The sequence below is a fragment of the uncultured Eubacterium sp. genome (assembly GCF_934525195.1).
Lineage (GTDB): Bacteria > Bacillota > Clostridia > Oscillospirales > Acutalibacteraceae > Eubacterium_R.
Genome location: NZ_CAKSZA010000006.1, coordinates 126,912 through 144,595, shown reverse-complemented (window position 1 = coordinate 144,595; position 17,684 = coordinate 126,912). Strand labels below are relative to the sequence as shown.

General features: G+C 40.9%; 16 protein-coding genes, 1 pseudogene and 1 other annotated feature. Of the genes and pseudogenes, 3 read left to right on the top strand and 14 right to left on the bottom strand.

The features are described from left to right. From rplL to rpmG, 8 genes and pseudogenes are all read right to left on the bottom strand, one after another. Positions 1-137: pseudogene (rplL, locus tag Q0E03_RS07520) on the bottom strand (50S ribosomal protein L7/L12); the annotation flags it as partial. A 39-nt stretch (positions 138-176) separates the two neighbouring features. Further along, the gene (gene rplJ, locus Q0E03_RS07515) at positions 177-752 is read right to left on the bottom strand and encodes a 50S ribosomal protein L10 (protein WP_297131152.1); all 576 of its coding nucleotides are present in this window, start codon (positions 750-752) and stop codon (positions 177-179) included. Between the two features lie 53 nt (positions 753-805). After that, positions 806-955: a sequence feature (ribosomal protein L10 leader region), on the bottom strand. Between the two features lie 41 nt (positions 956-996). Continuing rightward, positions 997-1,860 (bottom strand): fibronectin type III domain-containing protein, encoded by an 864-nt coding sequence (locus Q0E03_RS07510; protein ID WP_297131149.1) that lies wholly within the window; start codon positions 1,858-1,860, stop codon positions 997-999. 71 nt (positions 1,861-1,931) lie between these two features. Then, on the bottom strand, positions 1,932-2,639 hold the full coding sequence (gene rplA, locus Q0E03_RS07505; RefSeq protein ID WP_297131146.1) for a 50S ribosomal protein L1: 708 nt from the start codon (positions 2,637-2,639) through the stop codon (positions 1,932-1,934). Positions 2,640-2,686: 47 nt separating this feature from the next. After that, positions 2,687-3,112 carry a 50S ribosomal protein L11 gene (rplK, locus tag Q0E03_RS07500; RefSeq protein WP_297131143.1) on the bottom strand — a complete coding sequence of 142 codons (426 nt, stop codon included), beginning with the start codon at positions 3,110-3,112 and terminating at the stop codon, positions 2,687-2,689. Positions 3,113-3,228: 116 nt separating this feature from the next. Continuing rightward, positions 3,229-3,753, bottom strand: a complete 525-nt coding sequence (nusG, locus tag Q0E03_RS07495; RefSeq protein ID WP_078767860.1) for a transcription termination/antitermination protein NusG — start codon at positions 3,751-3,753, stop codon at positions 3,229-3,231. Between the two features lie 15 nt (positions 3,754-3,768). Continuing rightward, complete coding sequence (gene secE, locus Q0E03_RS07490; RefSeq protein ID WP_294836267.1) at positions 3,769-4,125, bottom strand: preprotein translocase subunit SecE; 357 nt, start codon at positions 4,123-4,125, stop codon at positions 3,769-3,771. 13 nt (positions 4,126-4,138) lie between these two features. Continuing rightward, positions 4,139-4,288 (bottom strand): 50S ribosomal protein L33, encoded by a 150-nt coding sequence (rpmG, locus tag Q0E03_RS07485; protein WP_022194415.1) that lies wholly within the window; start codon positions 4,286-4,288, stop codon positions 4,139-4,141. A 296-nt stretch (positions 4,289-4,584) separates the two neighbouring features. Between rpmG and Q0E03_RS07480 the strand changes: the two genes are divergently transcribed. Genes Q0E03_RS07480 through Q0E03_RS07470 form a run of 3 tightly spaced genes read left to right on the top strand, consistent with a single transcriptional unit; the run spans position 4,585 to position 8,750 of the window. Further along, positions 4,585-5,718 (top strand): aminoacetone oxidase family FAD-binding enzyme, encoded by a 1,134-nt coding sequence (locus tag Q0E03_RS07480; RefSeq protein ID WP_297131140.1) that lies wholly within the window; start codon positions 4,585-4,587, stop codon positions 5,716-5,718. Further along, positions 5,705-7,312, top strand: a complete 1,608-nt coding sequence (locus Q0E03_RS07475; RefSeq protein WP_297131136.1) for an NAD(P)/FAD-dependent oxidoreductase — start codon at positions 5,705-5,707, stop codon at positions 7,310-7,312. Before Q0E03_RS07480 ends, Q0E03_RS07475 begins: the two co-directional genes overlap by 14 nt. A 55-nt stretch (positions 7,313-7,367) precedes the next feature. Further along, positions 7,368-8,750: a glycine--tRNA ligase gene (locus Q0E03_RS07470; protein WP_078767864.1), complete on the top strand. Its 1,383-nt coding sequence runs from the start codon at positions 7,368-7,370 to the stop codon at positions 8,748-8,750. Positions 8,751-9,061: 311 nt separating this feature from the next. Here the strand turns inward: Q0E03_RS07470 and Q0E03_RS07465 are convergent, their stop codons facing one another. The 6 genes from Q0E03_RS07465 to Q0E03_RS07440 all read right to left on the bottom strand — a co-directional run bounded on the left by Q0E03_RS07465 (position 9,062) and on the right by Q0E03_RS07440 (position 17,589). After that, positions 9,062-10,213 carry a helix-turn-helix domain-containing protein gene (locus Q0E03_RS07465; protein WP_297131133.1) on the bottom strand — a complete coding sequence of 384 codons (1,152 nt, stop codon included), beginning with the start codon at positions 10,211-10,213 and terminating at the stop codon, positions 9,062-9,064. A 345-nt stretch (positions 10,214-10,558) separates the two neighbouring features. After that, complete coding sequence (locus tag Q0E03_RS07460; protein ID WP_297131130.1) at positions 10,559-12,421, bottom strand: CvpA family protein; 1,863 nt, start codon at positions 12,419-12,421, stop codon at positions 10,559-10,561. 152 nt (positions 12,422-12,573) lie between these two features. Further along, on the bottom strand, positions 12,574-14,760 hold the full coding sequence (locus tag Q0E03_RS07455; RefSeq protein ID WP_297131127.1) for a polyribonucleotide nucleotidyltransferase: 2,187 nt from the start codon (positions 14,758-14,760) through the stop codon (positions 12,574-12,576). A 179-nt stretch (positions 14,761-14,939) separates the two neighbouring features. Next, positions 14,940-15,236: a 30S ribosomal protein S15 gene (rpsO, locus tag Q0E03_RS07450; protein ID WP_078767868.1), complete on the bottom strand. Its 297-nt coding sequence runs from the start codon at positions 15,234-15,236 to the stop codon at positions 14,940-14,942. Between the two features lie 146 nt (positions 15,237-15,382). Next, positions 15,383-16,921, bottom strand: a complete 1,539-nt coding sequence (locus Q0E03_RS07445) for a sensor histidine kinase KdpD (RefSeq protein WP_297131124.1) — start codon at positions 16,919-16,921, stop codon at positions 15,383-15,385. 2 nt (positions 16,922-16,923) lie between these two features. Then, on the bottom strand, positions 16,924-17,589 hold the full coding sequence (locus Q0E03_RS07440) for a response regulator transcription factor (RefSeq protein WP_297131120.1): 666 nt from the start codon (positions 17,587-17,589) through the stop codon (positions 16,924-16,926). Positions 17,590-17,684: the final 95 nt, after the last annotated feature.

Genomic DNA, 17,684 nt, shown 5'->3' with positions numbered 1-17,684 from the left:
GCCGGAGCTGCTGCTACTGCTACTGCTGCTGCAGTTACGCCGAATGTTTCCTCGATTGTTTCTTTGAGTTCTTTAAGTTCAAGAACTGTAAGTTCTGCGATTGAATCTACAATTGCTGTAATCTTTTCTGATGCCATGATTTTTTCCTCCGTTATAATTAGAATTAAATTTAGTAATTATTCTGCCGGTGTTTCAGCCGGTGCTTCTGCAGGAGTTTCCTTAGCCGGAGCTTCCTCAGGAGCTGCTTCAACTGCTGATGCACCGCCCTTTTCTTCAAGTGCATTAACTGCACGAGCGATACAAGCGATAGGTTCTACTACAACACTTGCGATAGTTGCAAGGAGAGTTTCTCTTGAAGGAAGCTTAGCGAGTGCTACAACTTCTTCGTTAGCGATAACTGCGCCATCGAGATAACCTGTCTTGATATTGAAGCTTTCATTTTGTTCTGCGTACTTGTTGAGGATACGAGCTGCTACTACGTAATCGTCAACAGATGTTGCAACTGCTGTTGTACCTTCTACAACAGAATCCGCAATCTCAAGTCCAACTTCTTCAGCTGCACGCTTAAGGATAGAATTCTTAACTACTGTGTAAGTAACGCCTGCTTCACGAAGCTCTTTTCTGAGCTTTGTATCGTCTTCAACGTTGATACCCTTGTAGTCAACAACTACACCTGCGCATGAACCCTTGATGCGTTCTGCAAGATCGGCAACTTGTTGCTTTTTCTTTTCAAGAACTACTGTACTTGGCATATTTTAGTTTACCTCCATAATTATTTTGCCGCACAAGCGGACTTTGGAGCTATCCAACAAATATAAAAGTGCATCCCCAAATCGAGGATGCACGACATTACATAAATTTGCACGAAAGTGCTACATAATGCTCATTCCTCGGTAGGCGACAATGCTTATGTCACAGGGACACCTACTGTCTTTGGTTGAACAGCTTGTATATTGTATCACAAGAGAGCGCTCTTGTCAATAGCTTTTAAAATATTTATTTTGTTTTAACACTTTTTACACTCGACCATGAAGAGTATTTTTTACTGCCGTTCACAGTTATATATGTTCTTATCCTTACAAAATATTTTTTCTTTGATTTTAATCCGGTTATCTTTTTAGATAATGTACTTGAATTTTTAATAGTTACCACTTTTTTATTATTTTTAAATTTTTTATCAGTCGAAATTTGAATTTGGTATCCGGATGCATTTGAAGGTTTTGTCCACTTAACAACAAGTGCTTTTTTTGCAGAAGATAAAGTTTTTATAGATGTTTTACTTGGTGAATTTACAGTATCTTTATAAAAAGAATAATTACAAATTCTACATGAATAATAAGTAAGCTCATCTGAAAATCTATTAATTTGATAATCATGAATATGCTCACAAAGTTTTATTTGTGCATCATATTTTTGATCATCTTCAAGTAAACAATTCACTTCAATATAGTAAATTCCAGGTGTTAACTTTCCAGCCCCTCTTTCCTTATGAGTAACATCATTATTTGTTGTAGAGAACAAATCATCGCCATAAGCGTTTTTAACATACGCATATGAATCGGAATATCCAGAACTGTTAATAAGCGGATTGAGAATTTCGACCTCATAATATCCAGTTTTTACTATTGTAAACTTAAACCAACCTTCTCCTTGATCTATCCAATCAGCATCATCACTATTTACCCATTCAGAATTATTATTTATAAAGCTTATTGTTTGAGTTTCGCCAACCGATATATCATAAGCAGTTTTACTAGTATTAACACTTCCTATATATTCTGCATGTGCAGTAATACAACTCATAAATGATGTAATTAATATAGTCAAGCTTAACAATATTGATACAAATTTCTTTTTCATAATATTTTTCCTTCTAAATAGAAAATTGTGTAGAAAATCTATTGACTAACTACACAATTTTAATAATTCGTTTATTCTGCAGATGCTACAGAGCCAACCTTTGAAGGGTTGATTCTTACGCCTGGACCCATTGTTGAAGCCACTGCGCAAGACTTAATGTACTGACCCTTTGCTGCTTCAGGCTTTGCCTTGATAATTGCGTCAAGGAGAGCATTGAAGTTTTCGAGGAGCTTTTCAGTACCGAATGATACCTTGCCGATTGGGCAGTGAATGATGTTTGACTTGTCAAGACGGTATTCAATCTTACCTGCCTTAGCTTCCTGTACAGCCTTTGCTACATCCATAGTAACTGTACCTGCTTTTGGTGACGGCATCAAGCCACGAGGGCCGAGAACCTTACCCAAACGACCAACAACGCCCATCATATCAGGAGATGCGATACATACATCGAACTCCATCCAGCCGCCTTGAATCTTCTGCATCAAGTCCATATCGCCAACGAAATCTGCACCTGCTTCTTGAGCAGCCTTTGCAAGATCGCCCTTAGCGAATACTGCAACCTTAACATCCTTACCTGTACCGTTTGGCAAAACAACTGCGCCACGAACCTGCTGGTCTGCATGACGAGAGTCAACGCCCAAACGAACATGTACTTCTACTGTTTCATCAAACTTAGCCTTAGCTGTCTTTTCAACGAGATCCAAAGCTTCTTTTGATGTGTATAAATTAGCGCGGTCAATCAATTTTGCGCCATCTGTATATTTCTTTCCGTGTTTCATTAAAATACCTCCAGTGGTTAATCGGATTTTTCCTCCCACATTGGGAATTAGTCTTCTACTACTACACCCATGCTGCGAGCTGTACCTGCGATCATTGACATAGCTGCTTCAACTGATGCTGCATTAAGGTCAGCCATCTTTTGCTCAGCAATCTTCTGAACATCAGCCTTTGAGATTGTTGCAACCTTTGTCTTGTTAGGTACGCCTGATGCCTTGTCAATTCCGCATGCTTTCTTAATAAGAACTGCTGCAGGCGGTGTCTTTGTGATAAATGTGAATGTACGGTCTTCATATACAGTAATTACTACAGGAATGATAAGACCTGCGTCATTCTTTGTTCTTTCGTTAAAGTCTTTTGTAAAAGCAACAATGTTTACACCGTGCTGACCAAGAGCCGGTCCTACAGGTGGTGCCGGAGTTGCTTTACCGGCAGGAATTTGAAGTTTAATTAAACCTACTACCTTTTGAGCCATAATTATTTTCCTCCTAAAAAATGTGGTTATTGGCGGAGAAGCATATCTCCTCCCACTCATAAGATGCTATAAATAACACCCTACGGTAAATGCAGCAAAGCTGCTGATTACTAAAATCAATCTTTGACCTTTTCCAATTGGTCAAGTTCAAAATCAACTGAAGTTTCACGGCCGAACATAGATACAATTGCTTGTACGCTGTTGTTGGCTGTGTCTATTGATTCAACAGTACCGGTGAAGCCCTCAAGAGGACCGTCAATAACTGTTACCATATCGCCCACTTCGTACTGAACCTCTACGCTTACCTTTTCTACGCCGAGATTTCTAACTTCTTCCTCGGTAAGAGCAACAGGCTTGCCCTCAGGTCCAACAAAACCTGCACAACCTCTTGTGTTGCGGACAATGTACCAAGTGTCGTCTGTCATTATCATCTTTACCATAATGTATGAAGGGAATATTTTTCTCTCGATTTCCTTCTTTGTGCCGTCGTCCTTAACTTCAACAACGGTTTCGGTAGGAATGACAATATCCTGAATCATATCAGTAAGATTAAGGTTTTCGACCTTATTTTTAAGGTCGGTTGCTACCTTGTTTTCATAACCTGAAAATGTGTGAGCAACATACCATTTTGCTTCTTCCATCGTGTGCCTCCTTGATTATTCGGCAGTGGTGGCTTCTGTTGTAGCTTCGGTAAGAGCCTCTGCTGTTGTTTTCTCGTTTGTTGATTCTGACTGGCTTGTAGTTGTTTGTGCCAACTGCTTGATGCCCTTCATACCGCTTGTAAGACCAAGGTCGATAACATAAATTACCGCACTTACGATAGCGATTACTACGATAACAACAAGAGTGTTCTTTAACACTTCCTGTGCTTTAGGCCATGAAACCTTTTTACCTTCACTGTTTACACTCTTAAAGAAACTTGCGATTGACTTGAACGGATTTTTCTTAGACTTCTGCTTATCGTTTTTTGACTTCTTAGCGTCTGTCTTCTTAGCCTTTTTATCTTCAGCCATCGTTATTCCTCCGTTACTTTGTTTCTCTGTGAAGTGTGTGCTTCTTACAGAAACGACAATACTTGTTCATTTCAAGTCTGTCAGGTGTGTTTTTCTTGTTTTTCATTGTGTTGTAATTGCGTTGTTTGCATTCAGTGCAAGCTAATGTAATCTTAACTCTCATTTTGGCACCTCCTAATTAATTTCGATAACAATCTCCCTCGTGCTGTCTGGGTTCGCAACGCTTACGAACCTGTCGAAAACAGGGCACAAAAATAAAAACCCTTTTTACGAGGTACAAAGACTATACCACAAATGTCAATCAATGTCAAGTCTTTTTTAAATGTTGCGTTCGATATGAAGCATATATACAAGAATGTATATATTTAAGCTAAAATTTATGTTGAAATTTATTTATAATGTATTATAATATATATACAATTTTATTACAACATTTTTTTCGCATACAGGGAGATTAATATGAAGGCGGTTATTATCGGTGGCGGTGCTTCGGGCATTGCGACTGCTGTCAGAATAAAACAGAATAATCCTAACCTTGATGTAACCGTGCTGGAGCATCTTGACGATATACTAAAGAAAATTCATGCAACAGGCAACGGCAGATGCAACATTGCAAACAAAAATGCCGAGCACTGCAACGAAGTGTTTGAATTCTTGAATTCCGTGGGTATTGTTTTGCGTGAGGACGAATGTGGCAGAATGTATCCGTATTCTCTTCAAGCCTCAACCGTTGTTGAAGTGCTCAAGAACCAATGCGACGAACTCGGCATAAATATAGTGACCGAATGTGAAATAAACAGAGTTGAACATTTTGGTGACGGATTTTATGTTTACACAAACAAAGGTGTATTCGACTGTGTTACCCTTGTGCTCGCTACGGGTGGCAAGGCGCAGAAATCACTCGGCTCGGACGGCAGCGGATACGATTACGCAAAGGCTCTCGGTCATTCAATCACCGAGCTTTCCCCTGCCCTTGTTCAGCTCAAATCATCAAACAAGAATTGCCGTTCGCTAAAAGGCACGAGAACAAAATGCCTTGTTAAAATCGAAACCGACGGTGAGATTTTGGGTGAAGAATACGGCGAATTGTTGTTTACGGACTACGGTCTTTCGGGCATCGTTGTGATGAATCTTTCAACCCTCATCAACGACGAAAGACTTCAATCGGGACAGGACAAGACTGTTGCAATCATCGACTTCGTTCCTGAAATGAGTGAAGAACAACTTGTGGCTCACTGCGAAAAATTTCATTCGTTTGACGGAATACTTCCGCTGAAGCTTGCAACAATAATCAAAAAGCAATCGGGCGGTGACATCCAAAGAGCGGCAATGTGCATCAAGAATCAGCGAATAATCATCACAGGAACAAAGGGATACGAATTTGCCCAAATCACAAAAGGCGGAGTTCCTAACAACGAATTGACAGATGAAAACGAATCAACGCTTGTGCCGTTCCTTTATATAGTAGGCGAGTTGACCGACAACCAATTTGAATGTGGAGGTTTCAACCTTACTTACGCAATATACAGCGGACTCAACGCCGCAAACAGCATTACAAAAAGATTGACATTGAATAACTATGATAAGAATTAACGAAATAAAGCTGTCGCTTGATGACGACGAGGCTCTCCTCAAATCGAAGGCGGCAAAGACCTTAAAAATAAACGAAAAATACATCACAAATCTGACGATATTCAAAAAGAGTGTTGACGCTCGACGCAAGGATGATGTTCATTTCACATACAGCGTTGATGTGACAATATCGCTTGACGAGGAGCAGATTGTTGCAAAGTGCAAATCAAACAAGGCTATGATAGTTAAGCCTTACAAATACGAATTACCTGCAAACAACAGAGACTCACAGTTTCGTCCGATTGTTGTCGGATTCGGTCCGGCAGGAATGTTGGCAGGACTTATACTTGCACAGGCAGGCGCACAGCCGATTATCCTCGAACGAGGCAAGGACATTGACGCAAGACAACGTGATGTAAATGAATTTTGGACAAAGCGCAAACTTGACGAAGAAAGCAATGTTCAATTCGGCGAGGGCGGAGCAGGCACATTTTCGGACGGCAAGCTCACAACGGGAATCAAAAGTCCGTTCATCCGCAAGGTGCTTGACGAACTTTACGAAGCAGGTGCTCCCGAGGAAATTTTATATTCTTCAAAGCCACACATTGGCACGGACAGGCTTGCAATAGTTGTAAAAAACATCCGCAAGAGGATTGAACAACTGGGCGGAGAGGTTAAACTCGAATGCAGACTTGACAAACTCCACACGGCAAACGGAGCGGTTCAGGGTGTGTCATATATCTGCCACGGAGAACGCTTTGACATTGAAACCGACAGCGTAATTATGGCAATCGGTCACAGCGCAAGAGATACCGTTGAAATGCTGTACAACCTTGGAGTCGAGATTATTCAAAAGCCGTTTTCGGTCGGTGCAAGAATTGAGCATCCGCAGAGCCTCATCAACAAGGCGCAATATGGCAAATTCGCAGGGCACCCTAAATTGGGTGCTGCCGATTACAAGCTTGCCTGCCACGGACTTCACGAGCGAGGCGCATACACATTTTGTATGTGTCCGGGCGGAACGGTTGTTGCCGCAGCAAGCGAAAAAGAGGGCGTTATCGTGAACGGTATGAGTTCGCTTGCCCGTGACGGAGAAAACGCAAACTCCGCACTTTTGGTCGGAATCGAGCCAAAGGATTTCCCGTCTGACCATCCGCTTGCAGGAATATATTATCAAAGAGAAATCGAGCACAAAGCGTTTGAACTTGCAGGCGGAGATTACAGAGCACCGGCACAACTTGTCGGCGACTTTCTTGCAGGCAAAGAAAGCAAACAGCTTGGCGATGTTCAGCCTACTTGCCCTACGGGAGTTACGCTCACAAGCATTGAAGAATGTTTGCCGCAGAAAGTTTCGGCAACAATGAAAGACGCAATAGTGCAAATGGACAACAAGCTCCACGGCTTCAACCTATATGACGCAGTGCTCACGGCACCCGAAACAAGAAGTTCAAGCAGTGTCCGTATTTTGCGTGACGAATTCTTGGAATGCAACATTCAGGGCGTTTATCCTTGCGGAGAGGGTGCAGGATATGCAGGAGGCATTGTTTCTGCCGCAGTTGACGGAATCAAATGTGCCGAGGCGGTGCTCAAAGACGAGCATTACAAAATAAGTTGACTAAAAACAATATAAATAGTATAATATAAGACATCAAAAATTGGAGGACATTTCAATGTTAAATTCTGAAAAAACACTTGACCAAATCGTTGCTCTTTGCAAAGGCAGAGGCTTTGTATATCCGGGCAGTGAAATCTACGGCGGACTTGCAAACACTTGGGACTACGGTCCGTTGGGTGTTGAACTCAAAACAAACATCAAGGACGCTTGGAGAAAGAAGTTTATCCAAGAGAACAAATACAATGTAGGTCTTGATTCCGCAATTTTGATGAACCCACAGACATGGGTTGCTTCAGGACACTTGGGCGGTTTCTCTGACCCACTTATGGACTGCTGTGAATGTAAAACCCGTCACAGAGCAGACCAAATCATTGAGGACTTTGACGGCACAAATGTTGCAGGCTGGTCAAACGAAGAACTCAGCAATTACATCAAGGAAAAGAACATTCCTTGTCCAAACTGCGGTGCTCACAACTTCACCGACATTCGTCAGTTCAACCTTATGTTCAAGACTTTCCAGGGTGTAACAGAGGACAGCAAGGACGAAATCTATCTCCGTCCTGAAACTGCACAGGGTATCTTTGTTAACTTTGCAAACATCCAAAGAACAACAAGAAGAAAAGTTCCTTTCGGTGTTGCTCAAATCGGCAAGTCATTCAGAAACGAAATTACTCCGGGCAAATTCATCTTCCGTGTTCGTGAATTTGAGCAAATGGAACTTGAATTCTTCTGCAAGCCGGGTACAGACCTTGAATGGTTTGAATACTGGAGAGGCTTCTGCAGAGATTGGCTCTACTCACTCAACATCAAGCCTGAAAACCTCAGACTTCGTGACCACGACCCAGAAGAACTTTGCTTCTACTCAAAGGCAACAACCGACTTTGAATACAACTTCCCATTCGGTTGGGGCGAGCTTTGGGGCGTAGCAGACAGAACAGACTACGACCTCACACAGCACATCAAAACTTCAGGCAAGAATCTTGAATACTTTGACGGCACAACAAACGAGAGATACATTCCATATGTTATCGAGCCGTCACTCGGTGTTGAAAGACTTTTCCTTGCAGTTCTTTGCGAAGCATATGACGAAGAAATGCTTGATGAGGAAAAGAACGACAAGAGAATCGTTATGCACTTCCATCCGGCTCTTGCACCATACAAGTGCGCAGTTCTTCCTCTTTCAAAGAAGCTCAACGAGCAGGCTGAGGAAGTGTTCCAAAACCTTTCAAAGAAGTTTATGGTTGACTATGATGACGCAGGCTCAATCGGCAAGAGATACCGCAGACAGGACGAAATCGGTACTCCGTTCTGCATCACATACGACTTTGACTCTGTTGAGGACGGTTGCGTAACAGTTCGTGACAGAGATACAATGGAGCAGGTTAGACTTCCTATTTCAGAACTCGAAGCATTCATTGAAGAAAAAATCGCATTCTGACAAACATAACAAAAAGGCTACTTTGGTATTCACGCCAAAATAGCCTTTTTTATTTTTAATTAGCATGTCAGCTGATGGTGCGCTTGTTCGCAAACTCCATCTCCCCTTACATTTAATGGAAGACAGACAACACCAATCAGATTCACCAAAATATTAAGGCTCCCCTTTTTTGCAATAAAGGGGAGCTGTCGTGCTTTATGCACGACTGAGGGGTTAAAACAAACTAAAGGTTAAACCCGAAGTAAAACCCCACCGTCTTTTGCTTCGCAAAATCCACCTCCCCTTTTAAAAAATGGGAGGCATAATTTTGATTAGCTAGTCAATTTCATTCCATTGGGAAATCTTATTACTGCTTCGGGAGTCACTTCAAGCGATTCGGCAGTTGAATCAAAGCCGTCAGATTCGTTATAAAGATAAGCACATTTCATTTTGCATTCTGTGCCGTATTCATCAATAAGTTTTATATAGACAGCGGAAATTTTCACAGCACTGTCAAAACTTTCGGCATCAACCGAATAAACAGAATCGGATAACTTAATTTTGCATTTTTTGGAATAAACGATTTTTCCGTTTTCGTCCTCGGCTTCGAGATAAGCCTTTGTAATTTTCGGACATTCGGTATTTTCTTCCCAATTAATAGGGTTCTCATTAAAAATTATTCTTTCGTTTGTACCTGTCGAATCGATGTCATAATATTGGATTTGATTTATAAAGGAGTAATACTCGCCTACCCAATCAATATCCATCTGTTCGGAGGTGACATTTGTGCCGTCATCAACCGAAATATTCACCGTGTTTGAACCCGACATTTTAATCGGAATCACAGCACAAAACGAATTACCGCTCAACTCCGCTTCAAATGTTGTTTGCGGGTCGGTAGATTTCAACGCATCGGTCACAACAAACTTTACACTCGTACCTTTGACATAAGTTTTAGGTGCATAAGTAAAGGTCATTTCAACTTTGTCGGGATTGTCCTTGTCCACCTTTGAAACGAGGCAATCAACATCACACAGAATACTGCTGTCGTCATCACCGTCATTTTGATAAATCACCTGCCCCGACGGCAAGCTGTTCACCCTGCTTTGCAGATTTGCGATTGAATTTGACAAATTGACCGTTGTAAAAATCAACGCAACAACAAGCGCTGTTGACACAGCACCGAATATGATTGTCGTCTTTTTATTTTTAGCCTTGTATTCATCAAACGCCTGCTTCAAATTTTCAAGTTCGGCATTGTCGGACACCGAGGTTTTGTATTCGGGTGCAGATGTTCCGAGCAGTTCGTCCATACTGACATCAAAAAGACTTGCCAAATCAGTCAACTTTTTCAAATCGGGCATAGCCGTGCCGTTCTCCCATTTGGAAATAGTCTGACGGGATACATTCATTTTCTCCGCAAGGTATTCCTGTGAAAACTCCTTTTGCTTTCTAAACGCTCTCAAGTTCTCATCAAACTTCATATCAGTTACCTCCTTTGCTAACCTAATAATAGCAAAAATCAACCTTTTTAGCAATCAAAAAAGGCTTCCATAATGTAAACTTACGGTTGCAAAAAACAAAAGACTGCCGATAAAGCCTCTGAACCACGCCAAATATAATCCAACCGAATTATGCCTCCTCTTTTAGGAAAAGGGGAGGTGGCAACACAAAGTGTTGACGGTGGGGTTTTAAAAATGCTGTAAGTTTGATGCTTACAGCATTTTTGGCGTTTTCCGTTTTTTGCTCGGGGGCGGTACCATCGTACAGCTCCCACTCGCAAGAAAACGAAATTCAGAGACTTTCTTAGCAGTCTCCGAGCTATTAAACTATTTTACAACTTCAACATTAGTTGCAAGAACGAACTTATCGCCATCCTTGGTGTAGGTAACTTTAACCTTATCTCCCTTGTTAATGAGAAGAACATCCATACAATCGGTCACGGTGATGTAATAATACTTACCCTTAAGCTGCAAATAGTAAACCGTATTACCGTCATTTACAGAAGTTTTGATGTCCTTAACCTCACCTGTTACCGTGAGTTTTTGCTCCTGCGGTTTTTCAGGTGCTGTGCTTGATGAAGCGTCACCGTCAACTATTGTTGTTGATTCGTTTTCATCAACCTTGTAGTCGTCTGCGTCTGCATCTTGGGCAACTTTATTCTTGTCCTTTAGTGCCGAAATGTAGTTTTCAACAGCAGCATTGAGTGCTTTTGAATGTGATTTTTCGTTGTCGAGAAGTCCTGTGCCCACGATTGTTTTGTCATCAAGGTTTACAAGTGCATAGCCCTTAACTGTGTAGCCGTCACCGAAAAGTGACATAAAGTAAGTCGGCTGACCCTCAATGTCGAGAAGAATCGGGAATGTAGCCTGATAGCGATATTGCTGTACCATATCAACAGCGGAAGCTTGTGCGGAATTCTCCTGTGCACCGCCGTTTTTGTAATATCTGAGTTCCTTTGTACGCTGATTGCAAAGGATGAAGCCAAAGTTTGACGCATCAGACTCGGCAGAGGTGACGCCTGTGTAAACCCAAACGTCATCGTCCATAGCAATTACACCGCTTCCGTTTGAAGTGATGTTTACATCATTTTGGAAAATAATAGAGTTCCAGAAGCCGTGTGAAAGTTTGCCGTGATAATTATACTGCTGAATAACAAGATTTTCGTTATAAACAACGTCAATCCAGTTGAGGGAATCGTTTGTGCGAATTTGCCCCATACTGTAATATTCGCTTTCGCCTGTGAGTGCGTCGGTAACGATTGCTCCCTTTACATCGGTGCCGCCAAAAAGACCGATAGTCTTGTCAAGCACAGGTGTAATCCAATAAGGGTGTGCATCATCATCAATCTCAAAATTAGGGGTGTCAAGCAAAGCGGTCGGATACTGAAATCTCAAATGACGAATGAGTTTTTCGTTGAACAATTCTGTCGGAGAATATTTGATACCGCTTCCGAATTTTTCAACGCAGTTAACAACAGTTACATTTTGGCTGACAAGGTCGGTGAGCATATATGCAGGCAAGCCGTTCTTTGTGTTGTTGAACCACTTGAACACATTTGCATATTCAAGATACGCAACTCTGACCGGATGATTTTTGTAGTTGATTTGAGTTGAAACATTTGAAACAACATATTGGCTCTTATATTCTGAAAGTGAGCCGAGCTGCTGGTCCGCAAGAACTTTTGATGTGAGTGCATCAAGGCGAGGCACATCTGTATAGTTGATATCCTCAAAATCCTCTGTAAAGCTACTTTCCTTAACATCGACAAGTTCGCTGTAGCTCTTTGCACGGAAAAGTGTGCAACCGGCAAGCCAGCCGACACCCATCACGATAAGCATCATAGCAACCAAAACAATCGGATAAATCGCACGCTTTTTGCAATATTCTCGGCGTTCTACTTTCTTATTTGCACCGCAAAGAAAATAGAACGAAACGCAGAAAATCGCAATAAGTGCAAACCAAAATGTATAAAAATCAGTTGATTTGAAATTCATTGCAGGAATAGTCAAATAATAAAGCACGCCACCCGCAACTGCCGTGATAAGAAACGAAATCAAAAATTCAAGTCCTGCCTTCGGAGGCTTAACAACGACCTCAACATCACTGCTTGACGGCCACTTGAATTTTGATTTGAAGTTGCCGATTACTTCGTCAGCGTCATAATCCATATTTGGAATTTTATCACTCATAAAAATTCTCCTTTAAAAATAATATAAATATTATACTATATAAGCACCGCATAATCAAGCAAACAATTTTTAAACAAAGCGAAATTCGTTTTCAATCAAAAAACAGCTCTCCCTGCAAGCAAGGAAAGCTGTGTTGTAATTTTGATATTTAATTATCTTCTGTCGCCACGACGATTATCTCTTCTTGGCTTGCGAGGAGCTTCTTCAATATCATTTTCAGGTTTCATACCCTCAAGTTCAATCAAAGCGTCTCTTCTTGAAAGATTGATTCTGCCCTGATCGTCAATTTCAATGCACTTAACAATGATTGAATCGCCGACATTGACAACATCCTCAACCTTTTCTGTTCTCTTAACATCAAGACGGGAAATGTGAACAAGACCTTCCTTGCCCGGAGCAATCTCAACGAAAGCACCGAAGTTCATAATTCTTGTTACAACGCCGTTGTAGAAAGCGCCGACTTCAGGATCGGTTGCAATAAGTTTAACAACGCCTACTGCACCTTCGCACTTGTCAGCGTCAACGCCTGAAATGAATACTCTGCCGTCTTCTTCAATGTTAATCTTAACTTCGTATTCAGCCTGAATTTCCTGAATAACCTTACCGCCCTTGCCGATTACATCGCCAATCTTGTCAGGGTCGATTTGAAGTGTGTACATCTTTGGAGCGTACTTTGAAAGTTCCTTACGAGGCTCGCTGATAACAGGGAGCATAATTTCGTCAAGGATGTAATTTCTTGCCTTATGTGTCTTTGCAAAAGCTTCCTTGATGATTTCAGGAGTAAGACCGTGTACTTTAAGGTCCATCTGAATTGCAGTGATGCCTTTCTTTGTACCTGCAACCTTGAAGTCCATATCGCCATAGAAGTCCTCAAGACCCTGAATGTCAACCATTGTCATAAAGTCGCCGTAAACGCCCTCATCACCTGTGATAAGACCGCAAGAAATACCTGCAACCGGAGCTTTAATCGGAACACCTGCTGCCATAAGAGCAAGAGTTGAACCGCAGATTGAACCCTGTGATGTTGAACCGTTTGAAGAAAGAACTTCTGATACAACACGGATTGCATATGGGAACTCATCAACAGACGGAAGAACAGGAACAAGTGCCTTTTCTGCAAGAGCACCGTGACCGATTTCTCTTCTGCCCGGACCTCTTGACGGCTTTGTTTCGCCAACTGAATATGATGGGAAATTGTAGTGGTGGATATATCTCTTTTCGGTTTGCTCATCAAGACCGTCAAGGATTTGAGCGTCATTCATAGGGCCGAGTGTTGCAACTGAAAGTACCTGTGTTTGACCTCTTGTGAACATACCTGAACCGTGAACTCTTGAAAGGAGGTCGATTTCGGCATTAAGAGGACGAATTTCGTCAATGCCTCTGCCGTCAACTCTCTTGTGCTCATCCTTGAGCCAAGCACGAACAACATGCTTTTGAACAAGATACATAATCTCGTCAATCTTGCCCTCGTTGCCCTCAAAGAGCTCGTCAAACTTCTCATGAACTGCGTCATAAATAGGAAGAAGAGCCTCATCACGAACATTCTTGTCGTCTGTGTCAAGTGCTTTCTTAACATCCTCAATGCAGAAGTCCTCGATTTGAGCAAGGATTTCAGGATCAGGATCTGATGATTCATAAGCAAACTTCGGCTTGCCGATTTCATCAACAATGCCCTGAATGAACTTAACAATCTTCTTATTTTCTTCGTGACCTGCCATAATAGCGTCAAACATTTGGTCATCGCTGATTTCGTTACCGCCTGCTTCGATCATAGCGATAAGATCTGCTGTTGAAGCAACTGTAAGAACAAGGTCGCTCTTTGCTCTGTCCTCAAGACCGGGGTTGATGACGATTTGACCGTCAACAAGACCGACATTTACGCCTGAAATAGGACCGTCCCACGGAATATCCGAAATTGCGATTGCAGCAGATACACCGATCATAGCTGTGATTTCAGGTGAGCAATCAGGGTCAACAGACATAACTGTTGCAACAACCGAACAATCGTTTCTCAAATCCTTTGGGAACAAAGGACGGATAGGACGGTCGATGCAACGAGATGTGAGGATAGCTTTTTCGGAAGCTCTGCCCTCTCTTCTCTGGAAAGAGCCCGGAATACGGCCAACCGAATACATTTTCTCTTCGTAGTCTACGCTGAGTGGGAAGAAATCAACGCCCTCTCTCGGCTTTGCCGAAGCTGTTACATTACACAAAACCTCTGTTTCGCCATAGCGAGCAAGGATTGATGCGTTTGCAAGGCCTGCCATCTTACCTGTTTCAAGGGTAAGTTTTCTGCCGGCAAGCTCTGTTTCCCATACTTTAAAATTCTTGAAAAACATACTTTTACCTCTCTAAATTAATATTTTTATTATATATCAAAAGGAGGGCAATAGTAATAAACTCAAGGCATAAATCTGTGCAATTACACCCTCAATTTACTACTATTGTTTGCTCCTCCTTTGGAATCAAAAACAAACAGGCAAGCGATGCCAAACAGGTATCACTTGCCAACGGATTATTAGTCCTCGTTTTCAGCCATGTTACGCTCAAGAGTGTTACGGATGCCGAGCTTTGCGATAAGTGCACGGTATTCGTTAATATCCTTCTTGTAGATGTAAGCAAGAAGGTTTCTTCTGTGACCTACCATCTTGAGAAGGCCTCTGCGTGAGTGATGGTCCTTCTTGTGAACCTTGAGGTGCTCTGTGAGTTCGTTGATTCTCTTTGTGAGAACAGCAACCTGAACCTGTGCAGAACCTGTGTCACCCTCGTGAGTAGCGTATTCAGCCATAATAGCTTGCTTTTCTGCCTGTGTCATAATTAAAATCACCTTTCATAATAATATTTGCATTGCGAAAAACACAGTAGTGGGCTCGGTGTATGTCGTATCCGACTTGCCCCCAGAACCGAGTCATCCGCATTAAGCAAAAAGATTATATCACACAAAATCGGATTTGTAAAGAATTATTTTGTTTTAAAATAAAATTCAACACCGGTTGCAAGATTATTAAATCCGTACTTAAACTTATGTGCGTCAAGTATCTTTTTGCAAACCGCAAGCCCCATACCGCTTGATTCAATCACTTCATCGCCGACCGAACGGTTAAACACTTCCCAAATCTTATTTTTATCCGCTTCATCAATATGACTGCCTTCATTAAACACAATAAAGCCCTTATACTTGTCATATGAAATTTTTAGCTTCTTTCCGTTCGGAGTATATTTTACAGCATTCGAAATATAATTATCAACAACAAGCCTGATAAGTTTTTCATCTGCCGTCATTTCGTCATCATAAATTTCCGATGTATCAATACTTAGGTTTTTATTTTCAATAAGTGACTCGTACTTTTCAAGTTCTTCAAGGCATACAATTTTAAAATCAAATTTTGTTTTTTGAACTTTGCCGAAATCAATGCGATTGTACTGCAAAAGGTTGCCTATAAGTGACGACATATGCCTGTTTTGCCTATAAATATTTGAAATGTATTCCTGCTGCTTTTCGGGTGCTACATTTTCCATCAGGCATTCGCATTGATTGTTGATAATTGTAATCGGCGTTTTAAGTTCGTGTGCCGCTGCCGAAGTAAAAGCCTGCCGTGCCTGATTTAGTTTTTCGTTTTTGTCAAACATCTTATTAAGTGTAACAAACAGCACGACAGCAACAATCAAAAACAAAAAAGTTTGATTGTAAATACTGTTTTTAAAAGTTTGACTTATAAGCGTATCGTAAAACAAACTGTGCTTTACATGAACAATAAAATAATATTTTTTGCCGTCAAGTTCAAAAGTGCTTGTATATTTTGCTTCCTCGCATCCGTTATATCCGCCCGTATTTCCTATATCGGAAACGCTTACATTTTTATTGAAATACAAATCAATCAAATCATTTTTTATCTTTTTATTAACCTTGTTATAATTATACGAAATATTACTTGTAAAACCTAAAAATTCGGTTTTGCTTATATATTCACCTGTTGCTTTTTTATTGCTGAGCACAATAACTTTTGAAGCATTTTTATCGATGTTCTCATCTGCCGAAACAAAATATAATTTTGTCGGAACAATCTTATTGTTTTTTGTAACATAACAAAATTTATCAATCACGGGATATGAAGTTAATTCTTTGTCAAACAACAAATACTGCTCTGTTACTTCATCATTCGCATCAACAGGAATAAAGCCTATATCATCGCTTTGGATATACGAACTGTTTTTGAACACAAGTTTTCCGTGTTTATCGTAAACCCCGTAATAAGACGGATAAAATTCGGTATAGGCAGTTGCAAGCTGTTCCTGCAATTCGTCAAGATTTTGTGCTCCGCCATCGGAATAAATAATATTATTGATATTATCTAAAAGCAAATTAACATAATTCATAGAAGCGTTTTCAAAATCCCGTCCTTCTTTGGAATAACAAATATTAAATGACAGTCCGGCACAAATAACATACAACACGGCAAGCGACAAAGTGATTATGCAATTCATTCTTTTCTTGTTCATAATCACACCTCCTCTACAGAGTAACCGACACCGGAGATTGTTTTTATTTGAGCGGAATGCCTGCCGAGGGCCTTTCTTATCCTCTTGATATGTGTATCAACAACTCTTGCGTCGCCGTCAAAATCATAGCCCCAAACACGAGTTAAAATTATATCCCTGTTAAGGGCAATGCCTTTATTTCTGCAAAGATACAAGAGCAGTTCAAAATCAACATTACTCAAATTTACAACGCTTTCGGGAGTGAAAACCTTTCGCCTTTCAGCGTCAATCGAAATACTTCCGACGGTTATAATTTCGGTATCAATGCTTTTGTTTCGCTTAATCATTGCATTACACTTTTCAACAAGTACCGACAGCGGAAACGGTTTAACAATATAATCATCACAGCCAACCTTATAAGCGTTTAAAAAATCATCTTCTTCGCCATAAGCCGAAAGAAAAAGTATCGGCACCAAAGAAAATTCACGAATCAGTTTGCAAGCATTCAAACCGTCAATATTCGGCATACGAACATCCAGAATAAGCAAATCAAACGAATCCGACTTTGTTTTTTCAACAGTTTCTTTGCCATCACATGCCACAGCTACGGAAAAGCCCTTTGCCCTCAAATAATCCGAAATCGATTCTCTGATTGCTTTTTCATCATCTGCAACTAAAACTCTGTACATTTTTCTCCCTCCTTGCCATAAGTATATAATGCCATTGTGTACTTTTTGTGTCAATAAAATTCAATACACTAAATTTATAATTTTAATGTCGGCAG

Coding starts and splice junctions, on each gene's coding strand:
- rplK (WP_297131143.1), bottom strand. CDS start 3,112: ATGGCTCAAAAGGTAGTAGGTTTAATTAAACTTCAAATTCCTGCCGGT.
- rplJ (WP_297131152.1), bottom strand. CDS start 752: ATGCCAAGTACAGTAGTTCTTGAAAAGAAAAAGCAACAAGTTGCCGAT.
- rpsO (WP_078767868.1), bottom strand. CDS start 15,236: ATGACACAGGCAGAAAAGCAAGCTATTATGGCTGAATACGCTACTCAC.
- rpmG (WP_022194415.1), bottom strand. CDS start 4,288: ATGAGAGTTAAGATTACATTAGCTTGCACTGAATGCAAACAACGCAAT.
- Q0E03_RS07440 (WP_297131120.1), bottom strand. CDS start 17,589: ATGTACAGAGTTTTAGTTGCAGATGATGAAAAAGCAATCAGAGAATCG.
- Q0E03_RS07475 (WP_297131136.1), top strand. CDS start 5,705: ATGATAAGAATTAACGAAATAAAGCTGTCGCTTGATGACGACGAGGCT.
- Q0E03_RS07480 (WP_297131140.1), top strand. CDS start 4,585: ATGAAGGCGGTTATTATCGGTGGCGGTGCTTCGGGCATTGCGACTGCT.
- Q0E03_RS07465 (WP_297131133.1), bottom strand. CDS start 10,213: ATGAAGTTTGATGAGAACTTGAGAGCGTTTAGAAAGCAAAAGGAGTTT.
- Q0E03_RS07455 (WP_297131127.1), bottom strand. CDS start 14,760: ATGTTTTTCAAGAATTTTAAAGTATGGGAAACAGAGCTTGCCGGCAGA.
- secE (WP_294836267.1), bottom strand. CDS start 4,125: ATGGCTGAAGATAAAAAGGCTAAGAAGACAGACGCTAAGAAGTCAAAA.
- Q0E03_RS07460 (WP_297131130.1), bottom strand. CDS start 12,421: ATGAGTGATAAAATTCCAAATATGGATTATGACGCTGACGAAGTAATC.
- nusG (WP_078767860.1), bottom strand. CDS start 3,753: ATGGAAGAAGCAAAATGGTATGTTGCTCACACATTTTCAGGTTATGAA.
- Q0E03_RS07445 (WP_297131124.1), bottom strand. CDS start 16,921: ATGAACAAGAAAAGAATGAATTGCATAATCACTTTGTCGCTTGCCGTG.
- Q0E03_RS07470 (WP_078767864.1), top strand. CDS start 7,368: ATGTTAAATTCTGAAAAAACACTTGACCAAATCGTTGCTCTTTGCAAA.
- Q0E03_RS07510 (WP_297131149.1), bottom strand. CDS start 1,860: ATGAAAAAGAAATTTGTATCAATATTGTTAAGCTTGACTATATTAATT.
- rplA (WP_297131146.1), bottom strand. CDS start 2,639: ATGAAACACGGAAAGAAATATACAGATGGCGCAAAATTGATTGACCGC.